Genomic DNA, 23,565 nt, shown 5'->3' on the forward strand with positions numbered 1-23,565 from the left:
ATAATTTTGGGAGATATCTACAAATATATCTTTTAGTCTATCTGATATAGAGTTATCAATTACTTTTCTTCTATATTTTATACACATAACTAAGTGATAGTGTAACAAAAATACTGAATGATTATTACTATCTAATTTCATTGTAATTACTTCCTTTCAGTTTTTACTACTGATTTTATAATACAATACATTTTTTTGAAAATCAAGTAAAATAAATAACCTATCGGTTAGGCTTACATCCTCCACCTCCTATGGCGAGGAAGAGGAATTTCGCCATTGTAGGTTAAAAGTACTATCATTTCAGCACTATAGAAACTTATTTGTTTTATACTGATTATATGAATATTTAGGGTATTTTCTATTTTGAGCTACATTAATATTTTGTAAAAACACAAACATGTAAATTAAATTTTTTATCTAATGTATGTCTATACTATAAGAAGCTGTAAAAACTTTTCCTTTACCTAATTTGTTTATAAATTTCTTATCTGTGTAAATTTTATTAGAATGTATACTATCAGCAAGACCATACCATGGTTCTATACATAAAAATGGAGCAGTAGAATTAGTTTCACTATAATAAGGAGTCCAAATGCCAACTAGAGGAAAATTCTTCATAGATATAGTTAAGCATTCACTATCTTTATCATTATATATAGATACTTCGTCTATGTTAGTGTATATTAAAGCATCATTTTTAAATAATTCTGGATTTAATTGTAACCTTTTTAAGTCTCCAATAAATTTTGTATCATCAGTAAAGGACCCATTTAAATTAATTTTTTCCACATTATTTCCTCCTTTAAACTCAAGATAGTACTTAGAAAAGTCATCTTGTTCATAAAAAGGAAGATTAAATGCAGGATGTCCTCCTATAGAAAAGAATATATCTTTAGAGTCAGTATTTTTTACAATCCATTCTATATTTATGCTATCATCATTTAATGTATAATTTATAAGTAGCTCAAAATAGTAGGGATATTTTTTTAGAGTAGATTCATTGGATGTTAAACTATAAGATATGAATGCATCTCCTTTATTTGCAATTTCAAAATCCATATCTCTAGCAAATCCATGTTGAGTCATATTATATAAATTTTCTTCTATTATGGTTTCATTATCAAGAAGTTTACCAACTATAGGGAATAATATAGGTGATTGTCTACCCCAATGTTTTTTATTACCATCCCAAAGAATATTTCTGTTATGTTTTTTAGAAAATATCCTAGTAAGTTCAGCACCAGAGCTACTTGATTCAATAATTAAGTTTTCATTTTGTAATATATTCATTTAAAATCTCCTTTATTATACTTTATTAGTATATTATACTATAAAGTATAATAAGTATTAAATCGTATTTGATATTATATTTGAAAGGTAGATTTTAGTATATTTTGAAAATTTTGTTTTGAAAATTTGGGATTATTTAAGAAATTTTGTATTATAAATAGAAGGAAATAGATAAATTGTATAGAATTAAATATATTAAGATAAGTTAATAATGTTAAATGGGAAGTGAGTTTATGGAAAAACCAAATACAAAAGTTGTTAACTTTCAAGAGTATAAAGACAGAAAAAAACAAAGAGAAGTAAACCGAGACGAACTTTTAAAGCTTATTAAAAAAATTGTGACTTCAAAATAGGGAGTTGTTAAACTCCCTATTTTAATGGGTTCCCAAAGAATTAAGACATTCTAAGTCCATCTATATAATCTTTAAATTGTGAAAAATCTGATTCACTACTTAACTCTACAGTTTCTGTACCTTCCGTATAAAAATTCTTAAGATAGATAGTATAATTATTATCAACACAATTATGATAAATACATCTATATCCATCTTCATATAAATTTTTTAATTTAGAAAAATCATCCACAATATCAACTCCTTAAAGTTCTTTTAATTATATTTTTACAAAAAGTATGTGATTGTATGCAAATTAGAAATGTAAAATAAAGGAAATTAAGATAAAATGTAGAATAATCTTTATATGTATGTAAAAATAAAAAGAAAAAGTTGAAATTTTTAGAAAATAAGAGTATTTTTTATCTAAAAAGATAATTAAAAAAAAATAATATTGGGAGGATAGAAAATGAGTTTATTAGAAAGTATATCAAGGAATATATATTCTCTAGATAAGTCTTCTATTGAAAAAGCAAAACAGAGGTTGGACAGGCTTATACATCCAACTGGAAGCTTAGGAAAGATAGAAGATATTTGCATGCAATTAGCAGGGATATTTGGTAATGAAAATTTTGATACAACTAAAAAAGTTATAATTGCTTTTGCTGGAGATCATGGAGTATATGAAGAAGGAGTTGCGCCTGACCCTCAGGACATAACAAAGTTACAATTTCCAAATTTCTCAAAAGGGCTATGTGGCGTTGGAGTAATAAGTAAATTTGTAGGAGCAGATGTTGTAGCTGTAGATGTAGGAATAAATTGTGATGAAAAACTAGATGGAGTATTAGATTATAAGATAAGAAAAGGTACTTCAAATATGGCAAAGGGACCAGCCATGAGCAAACAAGAGGCTATAAGATGCTTAGAAATAGGAATTGAAATAGCAGAGCAATGTATAGAAAGAGATTATAAAGTAATTGGTATTGGAGAGATGGGTATAGCAAATACTACTCCAAGTACTGCAATAATATCTGTAATTTCAGGATGTGACCCATCAGAAGTGACAGGTATAGGTGCAGGTCTTAAAAAAGAAAGATTAAAACATAAAGCTGATGTAATTAGAAAAGCTATTGAAATTAACAATCCGAATCCAACTGATGGTGTAGATATTTTATCTAAAGTAGGTGGATTTGAAATAGGTTCAATGGCAGGTGTTATATTAGGATGTAGTGCTAATAGAATTCCAGTTGTTATAGATGGATTTATTTCTTATGCTGCTGCTTTAATTGCTTATAAAATAAATCCAAAAACTAGAGAATATATGATAGCATCACATTTATCAGCAGAATCAGGAACTAAAAGAGCATTAGATATATTGAAATTAGACCCTATACTAAATATGGATATGAGATTAGGTGAAGGAAGTGGAGCTGCTTTGGCATTTAATATAGTGGAAGCTTCAAATTATACTTACAAAAATATGGCGACCTTTGATGAGATAGATATGGGTCGATAAAAAATTTAATATATTTAGGAGTGTTTTGATGAGTCAAATTATTCTGGTAACAGGAGGAGCTAGGTCAGGAAAGAGTAATTTTGCAGAAAAATTATGTTTAGATAGGAATAATAACACAGCTTACATAGCGACATCTATTCCATTTGATGATGAGATGAAAGATAGAGTAAGGAAGCATCAAGAGAGTAGACCTAAAAGTTGGAAGACATATGAAATATATGAAGACATATATTCTATAATTAAAAATATATATGAAGAACATGAAACTGTTATACTAGACTGTGTAACACTATTAGTAAATAATTTAATGTTTTCACATAATTTAAACATAGAAGAATCTACTCAAGAAGAAATAAATAAATTGGAAGAGTACATAAAAGAACAAATTAGTAAACTTATTAAAGAAATAGAAAAAACAAATCTATATTTTGTATTTGTGACAAATGAATTAGGTATGGGAATTGTTCCTGGAAATAAACTTAGTAGAATATATACTGATATTGTAGGTCGTATAAATCAATATATAGCATCAAAAAGCAATGAAGTTTATTTTGTAGTTAGTGGCATACCTATGAAAATAAAGGAGTAGTATGTGACTATGAAAAGATTTATTTTGATACTACAGTTTTTGACAAGAATACCTATAAAATTAGATGTAGGGTTTGATGATGAATTTTACAAATCTATAGTATATTTTCCGCTTGTAGGTCTTGTTATTGGTATATTAACTTACTTAATAGGATGGGTTTCTATACTTTTGTTTCAGCCATTTATATGTGCAATTATAATAACACTTGCTGGTGTTTTGATTACTGGAGGGCTTCATATAGATGGATTAGGGGATACATTTGATGCAATATACAGTTATAGAGATAAAGAGAAAATGCTTGAAATAATGAAAGATTCTCGATTAGGTACAAATTCGCTTTTAGCAATTATGTTTGTACTTTTATTAAAGATTGGATTTGTATATAGTATTATAAGTAATAATTCACTATGGGTTATAATATTCATGCCAATGATTGCAAGGTTAGGAGTAATGTTATTGACATATAAAACAGTAACACCAAGAGCAAAAGGAATGGGGAATTTATTTATAGGAAAATTGACTACAAGTATGTTAATAGCAGCTATAATATACACATTATTGATAGTTAGTATTATTGCTAAATTAATATTTTTAGTGCCTAATATAGTATTGATTAAAGTATTATGTTCAGCTATAGTAGTTTTTATATTTATAATATTGTTTAAAAATCATATTTACAAAAAAATTGATGGAGTAACAGGAGATATATTGGGTTGTGGAATAGAACTTTCAGAACTTGTATATTTGATTTATATATATTTGTTAATTTTTATGTTTATTTAAAACTAAAAAGTGGTGATAATGTGATAAGATTAATATTAATAAGACATGCTTTGACAACTGATAATGAAAAAGGAAGATTATCAGGTCATATAAATAGTTATATTAGTGAAGAAGGTAAATTACAAATAAATAAAATTACAAAATATATGAGTAGTGAAAGTATAGATAAGATTTACACAACCCCATCTTCACGTACTAAAGATACAATAGAGAAAATATCAAAGCTGAAATCAATAGAAATAGAAGAAAGAGAAAATCTAAGAGAAATTAGCTTTGGAGACTTTGAAGGAATAACTTTTGAAGAGATAAAAGTTAAATATCCAAAAGAATTTGAAAAAATGATAGAAGAAGGTAGCAATTATAGATACCCAAATGGGGAAAGCTTGATAGATTCATATGAAAGAATAGCAAAAGAGATTGACAATATAATTTTAGAAAATGATGATTATTTAAATAGAAAAACAATACTTATATGTTCTCATGCAGGTACAATAAGAAATATAATAACATATTTGATTTCTGGTGGTTATAAATATCATTGGAACTTTAAAATTGATAATGCATCTATTACAATTTTGGAAGTTGATAATGGATTTACTGTAATAAATAAAATGAATTTTACTGAATTTATATAATTCAATATAAATTAAATATTAAATATTAAACGATATGTGCTTATAAAATTACTAACAAAAATAGAATACTAGATTAAAATTAGGTTCTCAATGAGATGTAAAAAGGGAAAAAGGTTAGATGCCTTTGCAGCCCCCGCTACTGTGAAACCAACGAAACTATAAATACCACTGTCAATTTGATGGGAAGGTTATGGAAGTAGGATGAAGTTAAGCCAGGATACCTGCCTAATTTAATTTAAAACATGAGGTCTTCGGGGTGAAAGATTTTTAATTAATATATATAAAAGTCCTAGCTTTAGAAGCACTAGGACTTTTTTTAGTTTATTTATAGGTAAAATTTAACTTTAAGGAGGGGAGAAAGTGGGTAAAAAAATAATGCTACAGGGAACTGCATCAAATGTAGGTAAGAGTATTTTATCAGCAGGATTGTGTAGAATATTTAAACAAGATGGTTATACTGTTGCTCCTTTTAAGTCGCAAAATATGGCTTTAAATTCTTTTATAACTAAAGAAGGATTAGAAATGGGAAGAGCACAAGTATTTCAAGCAGAAGCTGCAAAAATAGAGCCGATAGCAGATATGAATCCAGTTTTATTAAAACCTTCTGGAAATCATAAAAGTCAAGTGATTGTAAGAGGAAAAGTTGTAGGAGAGATGCCTTCATCTGAATATCATGATTATAAGCTAGAATTGGTAGATGTATTAAAAGAAACCTTTAATAATTTAAGTTCAATGTATGACATTGTGGTTATGGAAGGTGCAGGGAGTACTGCGGAGATAAATTTAAAAGATAGAGATATATCCAATATGGGTATGGCAAAAATAGCAGATGCACCAGTAATAATAGTTGGGGATATTGATAGAGGTGGAGTATTTGCATCATTAGCAGGTACAATGCTTTTATTAGATGATGATGAGAGAAAAAGAGTCAAAGGAGTAATAATCAATAAATTTAGAGGAAAAAAGGAACTCCTACAAGATGGTTTAAAGATGCTTGAAGATATTATAAAAGTACCTGTTTTAGGTGTGGTTCCTTATATGGATATAAAAATAGAAGATGAAGATAGTGTAACAACTAGATTTAAGAAAAAAATGGATAAAAATGATATACATATAGAAATAATTAGAACTCCACATATGTCAAATTTTACAGATTTTAATATATTTGAAACACAAGAAGATGTAAGCCTTAGATATGTAGACTATGGAGAAGCTATAGGAAATCCAGATATATTGATAATACCTGGAACTAAAAGTACTATAGATGATTTAAAGTACATAAGAGAAAGTGGTCTTGAGTCACAAATTAAAAACTTACATAGTCAGGGTAAATTGATATTTGGAATATGTGGTGGGTATCAAATGTTAGGTAAAAAATTAAAAGACCCTTATCATGTTGAAAGTGAAATTGAAGAATTAGATGGAATTGGTCTTTTAGATACAGAAACAATATTTGAAGAGGAAAAGACTACAACTCAAGTAGAAGCTACCATTATTGAATGTGCTGGTGAATATATGAACGACCTTAAAGGTAAGAAAGTAAAAGGTTATGAAATACATATGGGAATTACAAATCGTAGTAATAAAGTAAGTAGTTTAGATTTGATAACAAAAAAACTAGATAAAGAAGTCAATTATACTGAAGGAAGTGTAAATAAAGAAGGTAATGTAATTGGTACTTATCTTCATGGAATATTTGATGAAATAGATTTTACAAGAGCAATTTTAAATAATATAAGGAAGAAAAAGGGATTAAAAGTATTAGAAAGTACTGTAAGTTCTTTTGATGAGTTTAAAGATAAAGAGTATGATAAATTGGCAGATTTCTTAAGAGAACATTTAGACATAGAGAAGATATATGAAATTATGAAATAAGAATGACTTTATATTTATACTTTAGGTAGGAGGTGTATTATGAAAAAGATTTTGATTGCAGGTACTAGCAGTGGAGTTGGGAAAACTACAATATCATTAGGAATAATGCAGGCTTTAGTTAAGAGAAATATGAAAGTACAGCCGTATAAAGTAGGGCCAGACTATATAGACCCTTCATATCACACATTTATAACTGGAAGACATTCTAGAAATTTGGATTCTTATATGTTAGATGATGAAAAGATAAAGTATATAGTAAATAAATCTTCAAAGGATGCAGATATTTCAGTAGTAGAAGGAGTTATGGGATTATATGATGGTTTTGGGATAGATTTAGATAACTGCACAAGTTCACATACTTCTAAGGTATTAAAAGCTCCAGTTATACTAGTTATAAATGGAAAATCTATGGCAGCATCTAGTGCAGCTATGGTACTAGGATATAAGGAACTAGATAAAGATGTGGATATAAAAGGTGTTATAGTAAATAATGTAAAAACTAAGAGCCATTATCAAATAATTAAGAGCTCTATAGAGAAATATTGTAATATCGAAGTATTGGGATACTTTCCTCCAAACAATAAATTTTCATTGGAATCTAGACATCTAGGTCTAATTCCTAGTGTGGAGATGAAATCTTTAAGAGAAAAGTTTTATACTTTAGCTGATGAGATTGAAAACTACATAGATATTGATAGAATAATAGAAATCTCAGAAAGTGATGAATTTGAGAGTAGTTTTGATTTTCAAAATCTAATAGAAAATAATAAGATAAAAGAACAGATTAAGGATAAATCAATAGCCATAGCATATGATAAGGCATTCAATTTTTATTATAGGGAAAACATAGAACTTTTAGAGGAACTTGGATTAGAAGTAAACTATTTTAGCCCTCTTGAAGATACATCAGTACCAAATTCAGATTATATTTATATTGGAGGCGGTTTTCCAGAGATATTTGGGAAAGAACTAGAAGCAAATGAATCAATGAGAGCCTCTATACTAGAAGCACATAATAATAATATTCCTATTTATGCGGAATGTGGTGGATTAATGTACTTAGGTGATAAGTTACTTAATCAAGAAGAACAAGAATTTAATATGGTTGGTATATTTAATGGAACTAGTAAGATGACAGCTTCTCTAAAGAGGTTTGGATATTGCCTTGGTGTAGCTAAAGAAAATACAATTTTATCTAAAGCAGGAGAAATTATTAAAGGGCATGAGTTTCATCATTCAATATTTGAAAGTGATGAAAAATGCGCATATTCAATGAAAAAAGAAAGAGATGGAAATTTAATAGAAGAATGGGATGGAGGTTATAGCAAAGGAAATACACTGGCAACATACCTTCACACACATTTTTATAATAATTTAAACTGCATAGAAATTTTTTTGGAAAAGGGAAATGAGTAAATGAATATTTTATCTATTTATATAGGGTATATAACAGATTTAATTGTAGGAGACCCATATTCTTTTCCTCATCCAGTAAGATTTATTGGAAAACTTATAAATTTTATCCAAGGAATAATAAGAAAGGTCTCTAAAAATGGAAAGCAGTTAAAAATTGGTGGTTTTATATTATGGTTTGTAACTGTTGGAATAACCTACTTAGTAACCTATGTTATAGTGAAGCTATGTAGTTTTAATGTATTATTAAGTATCGTAGTAAATGGGTTCATAATTTATACGACGTTAGCAACAAAGTGTTTAAAAGATGAAGCTATAAAAATTTATAATGTATTAAAGACTGGAGACATAGAGAAATCCAGAATGCAGTTATCTTATATAGTGGGTAGAGATACAACTAATTTAAGTGAGCCTGAAATAATAAGAGCAACTGTAGAAACTGTGGCAGAAAATACTGTAGATGGTATAATTGCACCTATGCTCTATGCATTTATTGGAGGAGCACCACTTGCTATGGCGTATAAAGCTATAAACACCCTTGACTCAACTGTTGGATATAAGAATGAAAAATACAAAGATATTGGTTTTGCTTCTGCTAAAATTGATGATATAGCTAATTATATACCAGCAAGAATATCTGTTATTCTTATGACTATAGGGAGTTTTTTTCTTGGTTATAACTATAAGCGTTGTTTTAAAATTTCTATTAGAGATAGAAAAAATCATAAAAGTCCAAATTGTGCTTTTTCAGAAGGTGCAGTATCAGGAGCCTTAGGAATTCAACTAGGAGGAACCAATGTTTATTCTGGGCAAAAAGTATATAAGCCAACAATAGGAGATAAAATTAGAGTGATAGATAGAGAAGATATAATTAAAACAAATAAAATTATGTATGCCTCTTCATTGACTTCTATATTAGCATTTACGCTGATATCTGTGGCATGTAGGATGATTTTTATTAACTTAATTATATAACTTAATTGTGTACTAATTTAAGGGGGATGTAGATGAAGGATTTGGGGCATGGTGCTAATGTAGACGAAATGGCAAAATTGTATGGGAAAGACCCAAAAGAAATAATAGATTTTAGTTCAAATATAAATCCAAAGGTTTTACCCAATTTAGAAAAATATATTTTAAGAGGGTTAGATGAATGTAGGAATTATCCAGATATAAATTATACAAACTTGAGAAAAAATATCTCAAAATATATAAATATAAATCCAAACTTTATAATACCTGGAAATGGAGCAACAGAGATAATTTATTTGCTTATGAAGAGTATTAAAAAAAGATTGGCTATAATAAACCCCACTTTTTCAGAGTATAGAAGAAGTGCCAAATTAAATAATATAGATATTATAGATTTAGAATTAGATTCAAATAATAATTTTAAACTTGATATAGATACAGTAAAAAATAAAATTGAAAAATTTGATAGTTTATTTATATGTAATCCTAATAATCCTAGTGGGAATGTTCAAGATTTAAAGGAACTTGTTTGTTTACTAAATGAAAACAATAAGATGCTAATAATTGATGAAACTTTTATGGAATTTGTTGAAAATGAAAATGAATATAGTTTAGTTAAATATATAGAGTCAAATAAAAATATATTTATAATTAAGGCTGTGACTAAATTTTTTGGAATGCCTGGTTTAAGATTAGGATATGGTCTTACAAGTAATAGCAAGATTATGGATAAAATTTATGAGTATAAAGAACCCTGGACTATAAATTCTTTTGCTGATATGCTATCCAATTTTATTTTTCAAGATAAAGATTATATTAGAAATAGTAAAGAGTTCTACATAAAAGAAAGAAAATACATGTTACAAGAGTTAAAAGATATAAGAAACATAAAAGTTTATGATACAGATGCTAATTTTATCCTAATAAAACTTTATAAGAAGATAGCTGATGAGTTAAAAAAAGATTTGTTTAAGCGTGGAAATATATTGGTTAGAGATGCGTCTAACTTTATAGGATTGGATGACAGTTTTATAAGGATAGCTATAAAATCTCATGAAGATAATAAAATTCTTATAGAAAATATAAAAAATTTATTAGGAGATTAAAATGAAATCTTATGGAATATGCCCAGCATCATGTGGAGAGTTTGTTCAAGGGATAATAGATGATGAAGAATATCTATGTTCATATGCTATAAATATGTATTCTAAGGTATGTATTGAAGAGAAATTAAAAGATATAAATTTAGGTGGATATAAATCAAGAATAGCTATAGAAAAGGTATTTGAAAAATTTAATTTGCCTAAAAAAGATACCAAAAACATTTCTTTAAATATAAACAGTAAAATACCTGTTGGAAAAGGAATGGCAAGTTCGACAGCTGATATAGGAGCTACTATAAAAGCAACATTATCGTTGATAGATAAAGATTTAAACAGTGAAGAAATATCGAAATTGGCAGCAGAAATAGAACCAACAGACTCTATATTTATAAATAAAAATAGTATATTTAATCCTATAAATGGTACTGTTATAAAATACTTAGGAAATATAACTAATGCAAAAGTTATAATTCTTGAACCTAATAAAGTATTAGATACGATGAAAATTAGAATGAGGAAAGATTATAGTAAGTTAAAAATCGAAAATAAGGAAATTATAAAAAAGTCATTTGCTCTTTTAGAAGAAGGTCTGAAGAAAGATGATTTATCCTTAGTTGGAGAGGCTTGTACATTAAGTAGTTTAGCAAATGAAAATATAGAAAAAAAAGAATACTTAAATGAAATAATAAAAATATCCAAGCTATATGGAGCCTATGGAGTAAATATTGCCCATAGTGGTACAGTAATAGGTATTTTAATTGATAAGCTTATGAATGATAAGAAATTAATAGATGTATTATATGAGTCTAATATAAATTCTGTTTATAATAAAATCTATACCTTGGATATAATAGATGGTGGAATTAAGGGGGAAGTAGAATGGAATACATAAAGAATCCTATGAAAATAGAAGAGAGAAGTTTTGAATTAATACAAGGAATAATAGATGAAATCAGACCAGATTATAAATTTAAAGATGAGATTGAAGAAAAAATAATAAAAAGAGCTATACATACTACTGCTGATTTTGATTACTTGGATATATTAAAAATATCAGAAAAGGCAGTTGATAGTATAATAAATGCACTAAAAAATAATGCAAGTATTTATACAGATACAAATATGGTTCTTAGTGGAATAAATAAAAAGAAGCTGGAAGCATTAGGATGCAAATATAAATGTTTGGTAGCAGATGATGAGACTGCAAAAGTGGCTAAAGAAAAAGGTATTACCCGTTCCATGGCAGCTGTAGAAATTGCAGCAAAAGAAGAAGGAAGAAAGATATTTGTACTTGGGAATGCACCAACAGCTTTATATAAAGTCATGGAAATGAAATCAGAAGGAAAATTGGATGTAGATGCAGTTATAGGAGTTCCAGTAGGTTTTGTAGGAGCACAAGAGTCAAAAGATGAAGTTGAAAAGACAGATATACCATATATAATTTCTAAAGGTAGAAAAGGTGGTAGTAATTTAGCAGCAGCAATAGTAAATGCTATCTTATATGCCATGTAGGTATCTATATGGAAGAATATGTATATATAGATGGGAAAAAGTATCGCAGAGGTTATACTACAGGTTCTTGTGCTACAGGTGCATCTAAGGCTGCTGTATATATGATGATTACAAAAAATAAAATTGATACTATAAACATAGATACTCCTAAGGGAATACCGCTATCATTAAATGTTGATAATGTAAACATTTCTGATGACTTTGTAGAATGCTCTGTAAAAAAAGATGGTGGAGATGATATAGATGCAACACATACTATGGATATCTATGCAAGAGCTGAAATTATATCTAAAACTGATGATAGCAATAATTATCTTACCTTAGAAAATATTGATAACATAAATATTAGTGAAGAGTGTCAAAGTGAACTCTATAAATTTATTAGGGTCTATGGTGGAACTGGTATTGGAGTAGTAACTAAAAAAGGATTAAGTGTAGGTGTTGGTAAACCTGCTATAAATCCAACTCCAATAAGGATGATAAATCAAGAAATAATAAAGCTTATAGAAAGTGATTATGAATCTATGTTTGGGTATGATAAAGTTTTAAAAATAACAATCTTTGCTCCACAAGGAGAAGAAATCGCAAAAAAAACATTTAATCCAAGGTTAGGAATAGTTGGAGGAATATCTATAATAGGTACAACTGGGATAGTTGAGCCTATGAGCGATGAGGGATGGAAAAAATCTTTATCTATAGAGCTCCAAATGAAAAAAGAACAAGGTTTAGACAAAATAATATTAGTTCCAGGAAATCATGGAGGACAATTTATAAGAGAGAAACTGAACTTAGATATTAAGTATGTAGTAAGAACCAGTAATTTTATCGGTTATATGATTAAAGAGGCTCAAAGAATAGGATATAAAAAAATATTGATGGCTGGGCATATAGGTAAATTTATAAAAGTATCAGCTGGAATTTTTAATACTCATAGTAAAGTAGCTGATGCTAGAAGTGAGATATTAGTGGCAAATCTAGCTTTAATGGGAGCTACACATGAATTTTTACATAAAATAAATCAGTGTTTAACGGCTGAAGAAGCTGTAGAGTTAATAAATAATAGCGAATATAAACAGGTTTATAATATATTGAGTAATAAATGTAGAGATAGAGTAAAGCAATATTTAAATGAAGATGTAGATGATATTGATGTAGAAGTAATAATTTTTTCAATGGATAAGTCTTTGTTAGGAAAATCAGATAATACAGATGCTTTAGTGGAGGTTTTTATATGATAAATATAATAGGTTTGGGGCCTGGTAACTTGGACTATATAACAAAAAAAGGTGAAAATTTAATTTCTACTTCAGATGTATTAATTGGTGGCAGAAGGAATTTAGAATCTGTAAAAAACTTTGAAGGAGAAAAAATAATATTAGATTCTAATTTAAGAGAAATTGTAGAGTATATAAATAACAATAGTGAAAAGCAAATATCAATAATAGCTTCAGGTGACCCATTGATATATGGTATAGGTAAGTATTTATCTAAAAATATTGATAATAAGATGTTAAATATGGTTTCTGGAATTAGTTCTTTACAATATATATTTTCAAGGATATATGTTGATATGAATGATTTATATATTACCAGTAGTCATGGTAAAATACCAGATTTCGATTATATACTATCACATAAAAAAGTATGTATGGTTACAGATTCTAAGATAGGGCCAAAGCAAATAAGTAAAGAAATAATAGATAGAAATTTAAATAAAATTATTGTTGTAGGTGAGAATTTATCATACAACAATGAAAAAATAACAATAGCAAAGCCAGAAGAAATAATAAGAATGGACAATTTCGGAATGAATGTTGTGGTGATTTTAGATGAAGAATAGTGAATTTATAACAGGTAAGGTTCCAATTACTAAAGAAGAAGTTAGAGCAATATCAATAAGCAAACTAAATTTAGTAAATGCTAAGAATTTCATAGATATAGGTGCTGGTACAGGAAGTGTAAGCATTGAAGCTGCATATAACTATCCCAATTTAAATGTTATATCTATAGAGAAAAATGATGATGCTGTAGAGCTTATAGAAAAAAATATCAAAAAATTTAATTTAAAAAATGTAGAAGTAATAAATGGCTATGCTCCGATAAATATAAATTTAAATACTAAAGTTGACTCTATTTTTCTTGGGGGTACTGGAAATAACTTAGAAGAAATAATAGCGTGGTCTAAAAAAACTTTAATTACAGGAGGAAGACTTGTAGCTAATTTTATAATCATAGAAACATTTAATCAAACTCTAAAGTTACTTAGAAAATATGGATTTAAAGAAATAGATGTATGTGTTTTAAATGTTTCTAAACTAGAGAAACTGGGAAAAGGTGAATATTTTAAACCACTAAATCCTATATATATAATATCTTGTGAAAAAGGGGAAAATGATGATGAATAAAGTACATTTTGTAGGAGCAGGACCTGGAGACAAAGAACTAATAACTTTGAAAGGGTATAAACTGTTAAGTAATGCAGATGTAGTAATATATGCAGGGTCACTTGTCAATCCTGAGCTTTTAGAATACTGTAAAGAAGATTGTCAAATACATAATAGTGCACATATGGATTTACAAGAAATAATAGATGTTATGAGAGATGGTATAGAAAATAACAAGTCTGTTGTGAGATTACAAACAGGAGATTTTTCTATATACGGTTCAATTAGAGAACAAGTGGAAGATTTAAATAAATTGAATATAGACTATGATTGTACACCAGGAGTGAGTTCTTTTTTAGGAGCAGCTTCATCTCTAGGAGTGGAATATACAGTTCCTGAAATTTCTCAAAGTGTCATTATAACGAGAATGGAAGGAAGGACTCCAGTTCCTGAAAAGGAATCAATACAATCTTATGCTAAGCATCAGACATCTATGGTAATATTTTTATCTGTTCAAGAGATTGAAAAGGTTGTGTCTAAATTATTAGAAGGCGGTTATCCAAAGGACACACCTATAGCAGTTATATATAAAGCTACGTGGGCGGATGAAAAAATAGTTAAAGGAACTTTAAATGATATAACTGTAAAAGTTAAAGAAAATAACATAAATAAAACGGCTTTAATAATGGTAGGTAGATTTTTAGGAGAAGAATATAATAATTCAAAGTTATATGATAAGGGTTTTAAACATGAGTATAGAGGGTAATATCGCTATAATTTGTATTACAGAAAACGGAAAAAATTTAGCTATAAAGATAGAATCTTTAGTAGACAATTGTGTTGTATATCAAATAAAAAATAAAAAAGGTACTTTAGTTATCAGTCAGGAAGATTCTGTACAAATAGTACAAAAGAAACTAAGTGATTTTGTAGGAGAGGTATTTAATAAATTTGAGTACATAATATTTATAATGGCGACAGGGATAGTTGTACGGAGTATAGCACCATATATAATAAGCAAGTTTAGTGACCCTGCCATTCTAGTGATAGATGAGAAAGGACAAAATGTAATAAGTTTATTGAGTGGACATGTTGGAGGAGCAAATAGTTTAACACATTATATAAGTAGTCTTATCAATGCGAATCCAGTAATAACAACAGCTACTGATGTAAACCAAAAAGCTTCTTTAGATATGATAGCAAAAAAATTAAATGCTTATATTGATAACTTTAGAGAAAATGTAAAAGAAGTAAATTCTATGTTAGTAAATGGTAAATGTGTTGGTTTGTATGTTGAGGAAGGCTATCAAGTTGACACTAGAGGATTTAAGCTTATAAAAAGTAGTAAAGAATTAAAAGGTAGTTGTTTAAATAACTATATAGAAAGAATAGTTATAGTAAGCAACAAGATAAATTTTACTAAAGATATTGAAAGTTTAGAGATAGATAATTTAGAGATGGATAATAACTTTACGCATAATTATTACAGAGAAAAAATAATAAAAGTGATTCCAAAAGATATAGTTATAGGGATTGGGTGTAGAAAAGACACAGATAGTAAGTTGATGTTTGATTCTTTACTAGAATTTTTTGAGGAACAAAATATAGATATTAAAGCTGTGAAAATAATTGGGAGTATAGAACTAAAAAAAGATGAAAAGGCAATCATTGATTTAGCAAAAAAACTAAAAGTGCCATTTAAGACATTTTCAAGGGATGAAATATCCAAGGTTGATGATATGTTTGATAAATCTGATTTTGTGAAAAAAAATGTAGGTGTATATTCAGTAGCAGAACCTGTAGCATATCTTTTAAGTAAAGGGAACTTAATAGTTGAAAAACATAAATGTAAAGGAATAACTTTTTCAGTAGGGAGAATAAAAATATGATATATGTTGTAGGAATTGGACCAGGCAGTAAAGATACAATGACTTTGGAGGCGATAAAAGCAATAGAGGACTCTGAGGCTATTGTTGGATATAAGACTTATATAAATTTAATAGAAGAATTTATAAGTGATAAAGAAGTAATTCAAAATGGTATGAGACAAGAAGTTGATAGATGTAAACAAGCAGTAGAGGAAGCAAAAAAAGGGAAAAAAGTAGCAGTTATAAGTAGTGGAGATGCTGGTATATACGGAATGGCAGGACTTATTTTAGAATTAATATCTAAGGAAAGTGAAGATATAAAAGTTAAAGTAATTCCAGGTGTTACTGCTAGTATTGGTGCAGCGGCTATACTTGGAGCGCCTATTATGCATGATTTCTGCCATATAAGTTTAAGTGATTTAATGACTCCATGGGAAGTAATTGAAAAAAGATTAAAGTTAGCTGCAGAAGCTGATTTTATAATATGTCTATATAATCCAAGAAGTAAGGGAAGAAGTGAACATCTAAGTAAAGCATTTAAAATAATGGGAGAGTTTAAAGATGGAAATACACCTGTTGGAGTCGTCAAAGATGTAGGTAGAGAAAAAGAAACTAAGTTTATATGTACTTTTGAGAATATGGATTTTGAAAAAGTTGATATGACTACTATGGTTATAATCGGAAATAAATCTACTTATATTGATGGTGAACTGATGATAACTCCAAGAGGTTATACAGTATGATTTTGATTTTAGGAGGAACTTCAGATAGTTTAGCTATATGTGATAGGATAAATGAATTGGAAAATCAGCCCTATGTACTTTCAGTAACTACAGAATATGGAAAAGAACTTGCACAAAAACATGCAAATAATATAGTTTTAGGTAAGCTTGGAAAAGAAGAAATGCTAAGGTTTATAAAGGATAATCATATAGTTAGGATAATAGATGCTACTCATCCTTATGCAGTCGAAGTATCTAAAAATGCTATTACTTGTGCAAAGTTATCAAACATAGAATATATAAGATTTGAAAGAAAATCTTTAATAGAAGAAATAAATTATGACAATAAGTTTATAGTAAATACAATTGAAGAAGCTTGTAAAATTGCAAATAAAATAGGAAAAAATATATTTATAGGAACAGGAAGTAAAAATTTAAACAGATTTGTAGAAGAAATAAGTAATAAAAATTTAGTGGTTAGAGTTCTTCCAACAAGTGAAGTTATCTTAAGTTGTGAAAAATTAGGTTTAAATGCAGACAATATAATAGCAATGAAGGGTCCGTTTAGCCAGTGTATAAACGAAGAAACATATAAACATTATGATGTAGATTTAGTTATAACAAAAGAAAGTGGGGTAGCAGGAGGTTTTTTAGAAAAAGTAAATGCATGTAAAAATCTCAATATACCAGTAGTAATTATTAAACGAGAATCGATTAACTATGAAAATGTAATTAATGACATAAATAAAATTAAAGACGTAATTGTGTGATTTTTAGGAGGAGAAGATATGAAGAAAGCCTTATTAGTAGTAAGTTTTGGGACAAGCTATCATGAAACAAGAGAAAAGACAATAGATGCATGTGAAAATAAAATAAAAAATTCATTAAAGAATTATGATTTTTTTAGAGCTTATACATCAAACATGATAATAAACAAAATAAAGAAAAGAGATGGCATAGAAATAGACAACCCTATACAAGCTTTAGATAAAATATATGAGCAAGGGTATGAAGAAGTAATAATTCAAACGCTTCATATTATATGTGGAGAAGAATTTAATAAGCTAAAAGAACAAGTAGAAAGCTATTCTTCTAAATTTAAAAAACTTGTATTAGGTAGACCTTTACTTACTCACATAGAGGACTATCAAGAATCAGTAGAGGCAATTAAACATCAAATTCCTCATATGGAAAGTGATGAAGCAGTAGTATTTATGGGACATGGAACAGTTCATGAGTCTCATTCAGCATACCCAGCCTTAGAATATATGCTTAGAGATAATGGAGTAAATGCTTATGTTGGTACAGTTGAAGGTTATCCAGAAATAGAACATGTAATGAGAAGATTAAAAGAAGGAAATATAAAAACTATAAATTTAATGCCATTTATGTTAGTTGCAGGTGACCATGCTATAAATGATATGGCAGGAGATGAAGAGGATTCTTGGAAGACAATACTTGAAGATAATGGATTTAATGTGAAAATTCATTTAAAAGGGCTAGGAGAAAATCCTTATATACAAGATAAATTTGTTCGTCATGCTCTTAAATGTGCAGAAACTGCTAAGTTTTATGGTATAGGAACAGGACCAGGAGATAGCTCTTTACTTACAATAAAAGCAGTTAATACTCTAAAAAAACTAGATATTTTATACACTCCAGAGTCAAAAAGGGGTGGAGAAAGTTTGGCATTATCAATAGTTAATGAATATTTATCAGAATCATTAGAGATAAAATCTAGACATTTCCCAATGAGTTTTGACGGAAACGAAAAAGAACTAGCTTGGGACAATGTAGCAGAGGAAATTATCTTAGATGTTAATAATGGAAAAAATGTAGGATTTGTAACACTGGGTGACCCTATGCTTTATAGTACATATGTGTATATAATGAACAGAATAGTAGATGAGATAGAAGTAGAAACTATACCAGGAATTTCTTCATTTTCGAATATAGCATCTAATCAAAATTTTCCATTGGTTATGGATAGAGAAGCATTAGTAGTAGTTCCTTGTACTATGGAAGATGATAAGATAGAGAATGCTCTACAAAATTATAATTCCATAGTGTTAATGAAAGTGTATAAGAATTTTAAAGAAATAATAAAAAAATTAGAAAAATATAATCTGATAGAACATGCTATTTTAGTTAGTAATTCGTCTCAAGATAGTGAAACTGTATTTAAGGATTTAAGAGAAGCACACCTTGAAGATAAGATATCTTATTTTTCTACAATACTAGTAAATAAAGAGAACAAAATAAAATAGACGAATGTAATACTTAAAGGAGATTTAATATGAATATTGTGGTTGGAACTAGGGGTAGTAATCTAGCACTTATACAAACTGAATGGGTAATAAATGAGCTAAAAAAGAAATATCCTCATATTAATTTTGAAATCAAAATTATAAAAACAAAAGGAGATATAATTCAAAATGTTTCCTTAGATAAGATAGGCGATAAAGGATTATTTGTAAAAGAAATAGAGCAACAATTATTGGATGGACAGATAGATATAGCAGTACATAGTATGAAAGATATGCCATCTTATTTAGCAGATGGACTAAAATTTGCTCATACACCTAAAAGAGAAGACCCAAGAGATGTGTTAATACTTAGAGATGAATATAAAAGCTTAGATGATTTACCTCATGGAGCAGTAATCGGAACAGGGAGTAAAAGAAGAAAGTTTCAATTATTAAAGCAAAGACCTGATTTAAACATAGTTCAAGTTAGAGGGAATGTAGAAACTAGAATACGAAAAATTAAAGATGAAAATCTACATGGAATAGTATTAGCTGCATCAGGAATAATAAGAGCTAATTTACAAGATAAAATAAGTTCTTATTTACCTGTTGATGTTGTTATTCCAGCACCTGCTCAAGGGGCTTTAGCTATAGAGATAAGAAGTAATGATAGTGATGTTGAGGAAATAGTGAACTCGCTAAAAGATAATGATACAGAAATCCAAATATTAGCTGAAAGAGGATTTTTAGATGGTGTGAATGGAAGTTGTCATATCCCAATGGCGGCTTATTGTGAAATAAATCAAGATAAAATACATCTTACTGGTTTATATGGTGATTCAGATGGAAATAAAATAGTAATTAAGTCCATAGAAGGAGATATTTCTTCTCCTAGAGAGTTAGGTTTAAAGTTAGCTAAACTTGTATTGAAGGAGTATGAAAATTATGAAGGGTAAGGTTTACTTAGTAGGTGCAGGACCAGGTGATTATAAACTCATGACTATAAAAGGTTTAGAGTGTATAAGAAAATCAGATGTAATAGTATATGATAGATTAGCAAATAGTAGTTACTTAAGAGAAGCTAAACCAGATTGTGAATTTATATATGTAGGAAAGGCATCAAGCAATCATATTTTACCACAAGAGGATATAAATAGAGTTATAGCAGAAAAAGCTAAAGAAGGAAAACTTGTGACTCGTTTGAAAGGTGGAGACCCTTATGTATTTGGTAGAGGTGGAGAGGAAGCAGAGACTCTAGTGGATGAAGATATAGAGTTTGAAGTAGTTCCAGGGATAACTTCTGCAATAGGAGGCTTATGCTATGCGGGTATTCCTATAACACACAGAGACCATGCTTCATCATTTCATGTAATAACAGGTCATTTGAAAGGTGATGATAGTGGAGAATTAAATTGGAATGCTCTTGCAAACAATAAAGGTACTCTTGTGTTTTTGATGGGGATTTCTAACTTGAAGAAAATAAGTGAAAACTTGATGAAAGAGGGAAAAAGCAAAGATACACTAGTTGCTCTTATAAGTTGGGCAACTAGATATAATCAAAGGGTTGTTACATCTACACTTGAAAATGTATATGAAGTTGCTATCAAAGAAGAAGTAAAACCACCAACTCTTATAGTAGTTGGAAGTGTTGTAGGACTTAGAGAAAAACTGAATTTCTTTGAAGGTAAACCTTTATTTGGAAAAAGTATAGCTGTAACTAGGTCTAGAAATCAAAATAGTGTATTAGTCGAAAAGATAATGGATTTAGGAGGGAATCCAATAGAGATACCTACTATTAAGATAGAAAAAATACAAGATAATACTAAATTGGAAAAGGAAATAAAAAATATAAGTGAATATAAATATCTAGTTCTAACTAGTAAAAATGCAGTAGAAATATTTTTTGAGAAGGTTTATGAAATGAATTTTGATTCAAGAATATTGTCTAATCTAAAGATATGTGCTATAGGCTCAGCTACATCAAGTGAATTGAAAAAAAGAGGAATTATAGCAGATATAGTACCAAAAAAATTTGTAGCAGAATCATTATATGAAGAGCTAGCACCAATTTTAAATGACAATGATAAGATACTCATACCTAGAGCGGAAAATGCTAGAGACTATTTAGTTGATAAACTTAAAGATATTTGTGAAGTAGCAGAAATACATACATATAGAACAGTGATAGATGAAGATAAAAGAAATGAGATATTAGATATTTTAAATTCTAATGAGATAGATTATATAACATTTACAAGTTCATCAACAGTAAATAATCTTATTGAGATTATAGGAAAAGAAAATATTAAAATCTTAGATAAAATAAAAGTATTGTCTATAGGGCCTATAACTACAGAGACAATAAATAATTTAGGAATAAATTTATATAAAGAGGCTACAACATCTACAATAAATGGATTAGTAGATTTAATTATAGAAAATTAATTTTGGAGGATTGAGATGTTAAGAAGACCAAGAAGACTAAGAGCAAGTAAAGCAATAAGAAATTTGGTGAGAGAAACTAAAGTAAATGTGGAAGATTTAATATACCCTCTATTTGTAGTAGAAGGTGAGAATGTAAAAGAAGAAATTAAATCTTTACCAGATGTTTATCACTTATCAATAGACATGTTGGAAGAAGAAATAAAAGAAATAAGAGATTTGGGAATTGAACATATAATGTTATTTGGTGTACCAGATGAAAAAGACGAATGTGCATCACAAGCGTTTAATGAGAATGGAATAGTACAAAAAGCGATTAGAAAGATAAAGGAAATAGATTCAAATATAAATGTAATAACAGATGTCTGTATGTGTCAGTACACAAGTCATGGGCATTGTGGAATTTTAACAGATACTGGTTATGTTGATAATGATAAATCATTAGAATATCTAGCTAAGATATCTGTAAGTCATGCTAAAGCAGGAGCAGATATGGTTGCTCCATCTGACATGATGGATGGAAGAATACAAGCAATAAGAGAAGCTTTAGATGAAAATGGTCTGGAAAATATCGGTATAATGGCTTACAGTGTTAAATACGCTTCAAATTTTTATGGGCCTTTTAGAGAAGCAGCTCATTCAGCACCATCATTTGGAGATAGAAAGACATACCAGATGGACCCTGCAAATAGCAATGAAGCTATGATAGAAACGGAACTTGATATATTAGAAGGTGCAGATATACTTATGGTTAAACCTGCATTATCATATTTAGATGTTATAAGAAGAGTTAAAGATAATTTTGATTTGCCTTTAGCTGCTTATAATGTAAGTGGAGAATACTCTATGCTTAAGTTAGCTGTTAAAGAAGGATTATTAAATGAAGATGTAATTCTTGAAGCAATCACATCTATAAAGAGAGCAGGAGCAGATATAATAATAACTTACTTTGCTAAAGATATTGCTAAATTATTAAGAAAATAATCTATTAAAATATAAAGTATTATGAAAAGTATAGAAATTGTAATTTGTTATTTTAAACTATTTTATCTACAAGTCTAGTACTCTATAATCCTAGTAAATGAAAATATGAGTGACTTTACAATTTCTATATTTGTTTATGTATTTAATAAAAATTTTGGAGGGTAAAAATGATATATCCTATTAACTTAAAATTAGATGACTTAGATGTAGTCATAATAGGAGGAGGAGAGGTTGCATATAGAAAATGCAAAAACTTTCTAGACTTTAATAAGAGTGTTACTGTAGTTTCTAAACATATTTTAAATAAGTTTTATGATTTACAAGGGAACATAAATATAATAAAAGACAATTATAAAGAAGAATATATAGAAAGTAGTTCTGTGATAATTGCTGCTACAGATAATAGGTCGTTGAATTTAGAAATAGGATTATATTGCAGAGAAAATAAAAAACTAGTAAATGTTGTTGATAATGTAAAAATATCAAATTTCACCATTCCATCCTATGTAAAAAGAGGTGATTTACTTATAAGTGTATCCACAGGGGGAAAAAGTCCATCTTTGTCTTCAAAAATAAAAAAGGAGCTTGAAGAAAAATATACTGAGGATTATGAGGAATATTTGAATGTGTTAGGTGAGATTAGAAAAGAAGTTATAAAAAAATATCAAGATAAGAATAAAAGAAAAAGTATACTTAATATGTTGATAGCACTTGATTTAGATGAATTAAAAAAGTTTAATGTATAAAGTTTTTAAAAAAAATATTAAAAAGCTGTTGACGAATTATTTTTAAGGTGATATAGTATTACTTGTCCTTAAGAAAAGGGCAAACATGAAAAATGAACTTTGAAAATTAAACAGTAGGTTAATTTATAAAACAAGAAACAAACCATAAAGCCA

At 28.3% G+C, this 23,565-nt stretch carries 25 protein-coding genes and 1 riboswitch; of the genes, 22 read left to right on the plus strand and 3 right to left on the minus strand.

Annotated elements, in window-relative coordinates; all coding sequences use genetic code 11:
- From KGF48_RS18280 to KGF48_RS18290, 3 genes are all read right to left on the minus strand, one after another.
- On the minus strand, positions 1-141 hold a 141-nt coding region (locus KGF48_RS18280), incomplete at its 3' end, for a transposase (protein ID WP_227868426.1).
- Between the two features lie 276 nt (positions 142-417).
- Complete coding sequence (locus KGF48_RS18285) at positions 418-1,290, minus strand: aldose 1-epimerase family protein (protein WP_227868419.1); 873 nt, start codon at positions 1,288-1,290, stop codon at positions 418-420.
- Positions 1,291-1,683: 393 nt separating this feature from the next.
- Positions 1,684-1,875, minus strand: coding sequence for a hypothetical protein (locus KGF48_RS18290; RefSeq protein WP_227436177.1), 192 nt, complete (start codon positions 1,873-1,875; stop codon positions 1,684-1,686).
- A 216-nt stretch (positions 1,876-2,091) separates the two neighbouring features.
- Between KGF48_RS18290 and cobT the strand changes: the two genes are divergently transcribed.
- From cobT to KGF48_RS18400, 22 genes are all read left to right on the plus strand, one after another.
- Complete coding sequence (gene cobT / locus KGF48_RS18295; protein WP_227436176.1) at positions 2,092-3,138, plus strand: nicotinate-nucleotide--dimethylbenzimidazole phosphoribosyltransferase; 1,047 nt, start codon at positions 2,092-2,094, stop codon at positions 3,136-3,138.
- Positions 3,139-3,166: 28 nt separating this feature from the next.
- The gene (cobU, locus tag KGF48_RS18300; RefSeq protein WP_227829063.1) at positions 3,167-3,727 is read left to right on the plus strand and encodes a bifunctional adenosylcobinamide kinase/adenosylcobinamide-phosphate guanylyltransferase; all 561 of its coding nucleotides are present in this window, start codon (positions 3,167-3,169) and stop codon (positions 3,725-3,727) included.
- A gap of 9 nt (positions 3,728-3,736) precedes the next feature.
- On the plus strand, positions 3,737-4,510 hold the full coding sequence (gene cobS / locus KGF48_RS18305; protein ID WP_227868420.1) for an adenosylcobinamide-GDP ribazoletransferase: 774 nt from the start codon (positions 3,737-3,739) through the stop codon (positions 4,508-4,510).
- Positions 4,511-4,530: 20 nt separating this feature from the next.
- Positions 4,531-5,145, plus strand: coding sequence for a histidine phosphatase family protein (locus tag KGF48_RS18310; protein ID WP_227829061.1), 615 nt, complete (start codon positions 4,531-4,533; stop codon positions 5,143-5,145).
- 64 nt (positions 5,146-5,209) lie between these two features.
- Positions 5,210-5,389, plus strand: a riboswitch (cobalamin riboswitch).
- A gap of 116 nt (positions 5,390-5,505) precedes the next feature.
- Positions 5,506-7,020 carry a cobyric acid synthase gene (locus tag KGF48_RS18315; protein ID WP_227840584.1) on the plus strand — a complete coding sequence of 505 codons (1,515 nt, stop codon included), beginning with the start codon at positions 5,506-5,508 and terminating at the stop codon, positions 7,018-7,020.
- A 39-nt stretch (positions 7,021-7,059) separates the two neighbouring features.
- Positions 7,060-8,436: a cobyrinate a,c-diamide synthase gene (locus KGF48_RS18320; RefSeq protein ID WP_227840583.1), complete on the plus strand. Its 1,377-nt coding sequence runs from the start codon at positions 7,060-7,062 to the stop codon at positions 8,434-8,436.
- Positions 8,437-9,408, plus strand: coding sequence for an adenosylcobinamide-phosphate synthase CbiB (gene cbiB / locus KGF48_RS18325; protein ID WP_227840582.1), 972 nt, complete (start codon positions 8,437-8,439; stop codon positions 9,406-9,408).
- Between the two features lie 32 nt (positions 9,409-9,440).
- Positions 9,441-10,511 (plus strand): aminotransferase class I/II-fold pyridoxal phosphate-dependent enzyme, encoded by a 1,071-nt coding sequence (locus KGF48_RS18330; protein ID WP_227868421.1) that lies wholly within the window; start codon positions 9,441-9,443, stop codon positions 10,509-10,511.
- Between the two features lies 1 nt (position 10,512).
- Positions 10,513-11,400, plus strand: a complete 888-nt coding sequence (locus KGF48_RS18335; RefSeq protein ID WP_227840580.1) for a cobalamin biosynthesis protein — start codon at positions 10,513-10,515, stop codon at positions 11,398-11,400.
- Complete coding sequence (locus KGF48_RS18340; protein ID WP_227840579.1) at positions 11,388-12,020, plus strand: cobalt-precorrin-8 methylmutase; 633 nt, start codon at positions 11,388-11,390, stop codon at positions 12,018-12,020. Before KGF48_RS18335 ends, KGF48_RS18340 begins: the two co-directional genes overlap by 13 nt.
- A gap of 8 nt (positions 12,021-12,028) precedes the next feature.
- Entirely contained in the window at positions 12,029-13,255 is a 1,227-nt protein-coding gene (gene cbiD / locus KGF48_RS18345; RefSeq protein WP_227868422.1) for a cobalt-precorrin-5B (C(1))-methyltransferase CbiD, read from the plus strand.
- Complete coding sequence (locus KGF48_RS18350; protein WP_227829053.1) at positions 13,252-13,860, plus strand: cobalt-precorrin-7 (C(5))-methyltransferase; 609 nt, start codon at positions 13,252-13,254, stop codon at positions 13,858-13,860. The genes cbiD and KGF48_RS18350 overlap by 4 nt, the downstream gene beginning before the upstream one ends.
- The gene (locus KGF48_RS18355; RefSeq protein WP_227840578.1) at positions 13,850-14,425 is read left to right on the plus strand and encodes a decarboxylating cobalt-precorrin-6B (C(15))-methyltransferase; all 576 of its coding nucleotides are present in this window, start codon (positions 13,850-13,852) and stop codon (positions 14,423-14,425) included. Before KGF48_RS18350 ends, KGF48_RS18355 begins: the two co-directional genes overlap by 11 nt.
- Entirely contained in the window at positions 14,418-15,170 is a 753-nt protein-coding gene (locus KGF48_RS18360) for a cobalt-precorrin-4 methyltransferase (RefSeq protein ID WP_227840577.1), read from the plus strand. Before KGF48_RS18355 ends, KGF48_RS18360 begins: the two co-directional genes overlap by 8 nt.
- Complete coding sequence (cbiG, locus tag KGF48_RS18365) at positions 15,154-16,293, plus strand: cobalt-precorrin 5A hydrolase (RefSeq protein ID WP_227840576.1); 1,140 nt, start codon at positions 15,154-15,156, stop codon at positions 16,291-16,293. The genes KGF48_RS18360 and cbiG overlap by 17 nt, the downstream gene beginning before the upstream one ends.
- Positions 16,290-17,015 carry a precorrin-3B C(17)-methyltransferase gene (gene cobJ, locus KGF48_RS18370; protein ID WP_227868423.1) on the plus strand — a complete coding sequence of 242 codons (726 nt, stop codon included), beginning with the start codon at positions 16,290-16,292 and terminating at the stop codon, positions 17,013-17,015. The genes cbiG and cobJ overlap by 4 nt, the downstream gene beginning before the upstream one ends.
- Positions 17,012-17,764 carry a precorrin-6A reductase gene (cobK, locus tag KGF48_RS18375; RefSeq protein WP_227840575.1) on the plus strand — a complete coding sequence of 251 codons (753 nt, stop codon included), beginning with the start codon at positions 17,012-17,014 and terminating at the stop codon, positions 17,762-17,764. Before cobJ ends, cobK begins: the two co-directional genes overlap by 4 nt.
- Before the next feature lie 18 nt (positions 17,765-17,782).
- Entirely contained in the window at positions 17,783-19,261 is a 1,479-nt protein-coding gene (locus tag KGF48_RS18380; protein WP_227868424.1) for a cobalt-factor II C(20)-methyltransferase, read from the plus strand.
- Between the two features lie 29 nt (positions 19,262-19,290).
- Positions 19,291-20,196 (plus strand): hydroxymethylbilane synthase, encoded by a 906-nt coding sequence (gene hemC / locus KGF48_RS18385; protein WP_227829047.1) that lies wholly within the window; start codon positions 19,291-19,293, stop codon positions 20,194-20,196.
- Positions 20,186-21,685: a uroporphyrinogen-III C-methyltransferase gene (gene cobA, locus KGF48_RS18390; RefSeq protein WP_227868425.1), complete on the plus strand. Its 1,500-nt coding sequence runs from the start codon at positions 20,186-20,188 to the stop codon at positions 21,683-21,685. Before hemC ends, cobA begins: the two co-directional genes overlap by 11 nt.
- Before the next feature lie 15 nt (positions 21,686-21,700).
- Positions 21,701-22,666 (plus strand): porphobilinogen synthase, encoded by a 966-nt coding sequence (gene hemB / locus KGF48_RS18395; RefSeq protein ID WP_227829045.1) that lies wholly within the window; start codon positions 21,701-21,703, stop codon positions 22,664-22,666.
- Positions 22,667-22,833: 167 nt separating this feature from the next.
- On the plus strand, positions 22,834-23,412 hold the full coding sequence (locus tag KGF48_RS18400; RefSeq protein WP_227840572.1) for a bifunctional precorrin-2 dehydrogenase/sirohydrochlorin ferrochelatase: 579 nt from the start codon (positions 22,834-22,836) through the stop codon (positions 23,410-23,412).
- The last annotated feature ends 153 nt before the right edge of the window (positions 23,413-23,565 follow it).

Origin of the sequence: Clostridioides sp. ZZV15-6388 (assembly GCF_020657755.1) — a bacterium.
GTDB lineage: Bacteria > Bacillota > Clostridia > Peptostreptococcales > Peptostreptococcaceae > Clostridioides.

What these genes read in the sequence shown, in the direction of transcription:
- KGF48_RS18380 (WP_227868424.1), top strand. Translation starts at nt 17,783, where the DNA reads ATGAAGAAAGCCTTATTAGTAGTAAGTTTTGGGACAAGCTATCATGAA.
- hemB (WP_227829045.1), top strand. Translation starts at nt 21,701, where the DNA reads ATGTTAAGAAGACCAAGAAGACTAAGAGCAAGTAAAGCAATAAGAAAT.
- KGF48_RS18335 (WP_227840580.1), top strand. Translation starts at nt 10,513, where the DNA reads ATGAAATCTTATGGAATATGCCCAGCATCATGTGGAGAGTTTGTTCAA.
- KGF48_RS18350 (WP_227829053.1), top strand. Translation starts at nt 13,252, where the DNA reads ATGATAAATATAATAGGTTTGGGGCCTGGTAACTTGGACTATATAACA.
- KGF48_RS18355 (WP_227840578.1), top strand. Translation starts at nt 13,850, where the DNA reads ATGAAGAATAGTGAATTTATAACAGGTAAGGTTCCAATTACTAAAGAA.
- cobU (WP_227829063.1), top strand. Translation starts at nt 3,167, where the DNA reads ATGAGTCAAATTATTCTGGTAACAGGAGGAGCTAGGTCAGGAAAGAGT.
- hemC (WP_227829047.1), top strand. Translation starts at nt 19,291, where the DNA reads ATGAATATTGTGGTTGGAACTAGGGGTAGTAATCTAGCACTTATACAA.
- cbiB (WP_227840582.1), top strand. Translation starts at nt 8,437, where the DNA reads ATGAATATTTTATCTATTTATATAGGGTATATAACAGATTTAATTGTA.
- KGF48_RS18360 (WP_227840577.1), top strand. Translation starts at nt 14,418, where the DNA reads ATGAATAAAGTACATTTTGTAGGAGCAGGACCTGGAGACAAAGAACTA.
- cobJ (WP_227868423.1), top strand. Translation starts at nt 16,290, where the DNA reads ATGATATATGTTGTAGGAATTGGACCAGGCAGTAAAGATACAATGACT.
- cobS (WP_227868420.1), top strand. Translation starts at nt 3,737, where the DNA reads ATGAAAAGATTTATTTTGATACTACAGTTTTTGACAAGAATACCTATA.
- cobA (WP_227868425.1), top strand. Translation starts at nt 20,186, where the DNA reads ATGAAGGGTAAGGTTTACTTAGTAGGTGCAGGACCAGGTGATTATAAA.
- KGF48_RS18285 (WP_227868419.1), bottom strand. Translation starts at nt 1,290, where the DNA reads ATGAATATATTACAAAATGAAAACTTAATTATTGAATCAAGTAGCTCT.
- KGF48_RS18330 (WP_227868421.1), top strand. Translation starts at nt 9,441, where the DNA reads ATGAAGGATTTGGGGCATGGTGCTAATGTAGACGAAATGGCAAAATTG.
- cbiG (WP_227840576.1), top strand. Translation starts at nt 15,154, where the DNA reads ATGAGTATAGAGGGTAATATCGCTATAATTTGTATTACAGAAAACGGA.
- cobT (WP_227436176.1), top strand. Translation starts at nt 2,092, where the DNA reads ATGAGTTTATTAGAAAGTATATCAAGGAATATATATTCTCTAGATAAG.
- cobK (WP_227840575.1), top strand. Translation starts at nt 17,012, where the DNA reads ATGATTTTGATTTTAGGAGGAACTTCAGATAGTTTAGCTATATGTGAT.
- KGF48_RS18320 (WP_227840583.1), top strand. Translation starts at nt 7,060, where the DNA reads ATGAAAAAGATTTTGATTGCAGGTACTAGCAGTGGAGTTGGGAAAACT.
- KGF48_RS18400 (WP_227840572.1), top strand. Translation starts at nt 22,834, where the DNA reads ATGATATATCCTATTAACTTAAAATTAGATGACTTAGATGTAGTCATA.
- KGF48_RS18340 (WP_227840579.1), top strand. Translation starts at nt 11,388, where the DNA reads ATGGAATACATAAAGAATCCTATGAAAATAGAAGAGAGAAGTTTTGAA.
- cbiD (WP_227868422.1), top strand. Translation starts at nt 12,029, where the DNA reads ATGGAAGAATATGTATATATAGATGGGAAAAAGTATCGCAGAGGTTAT.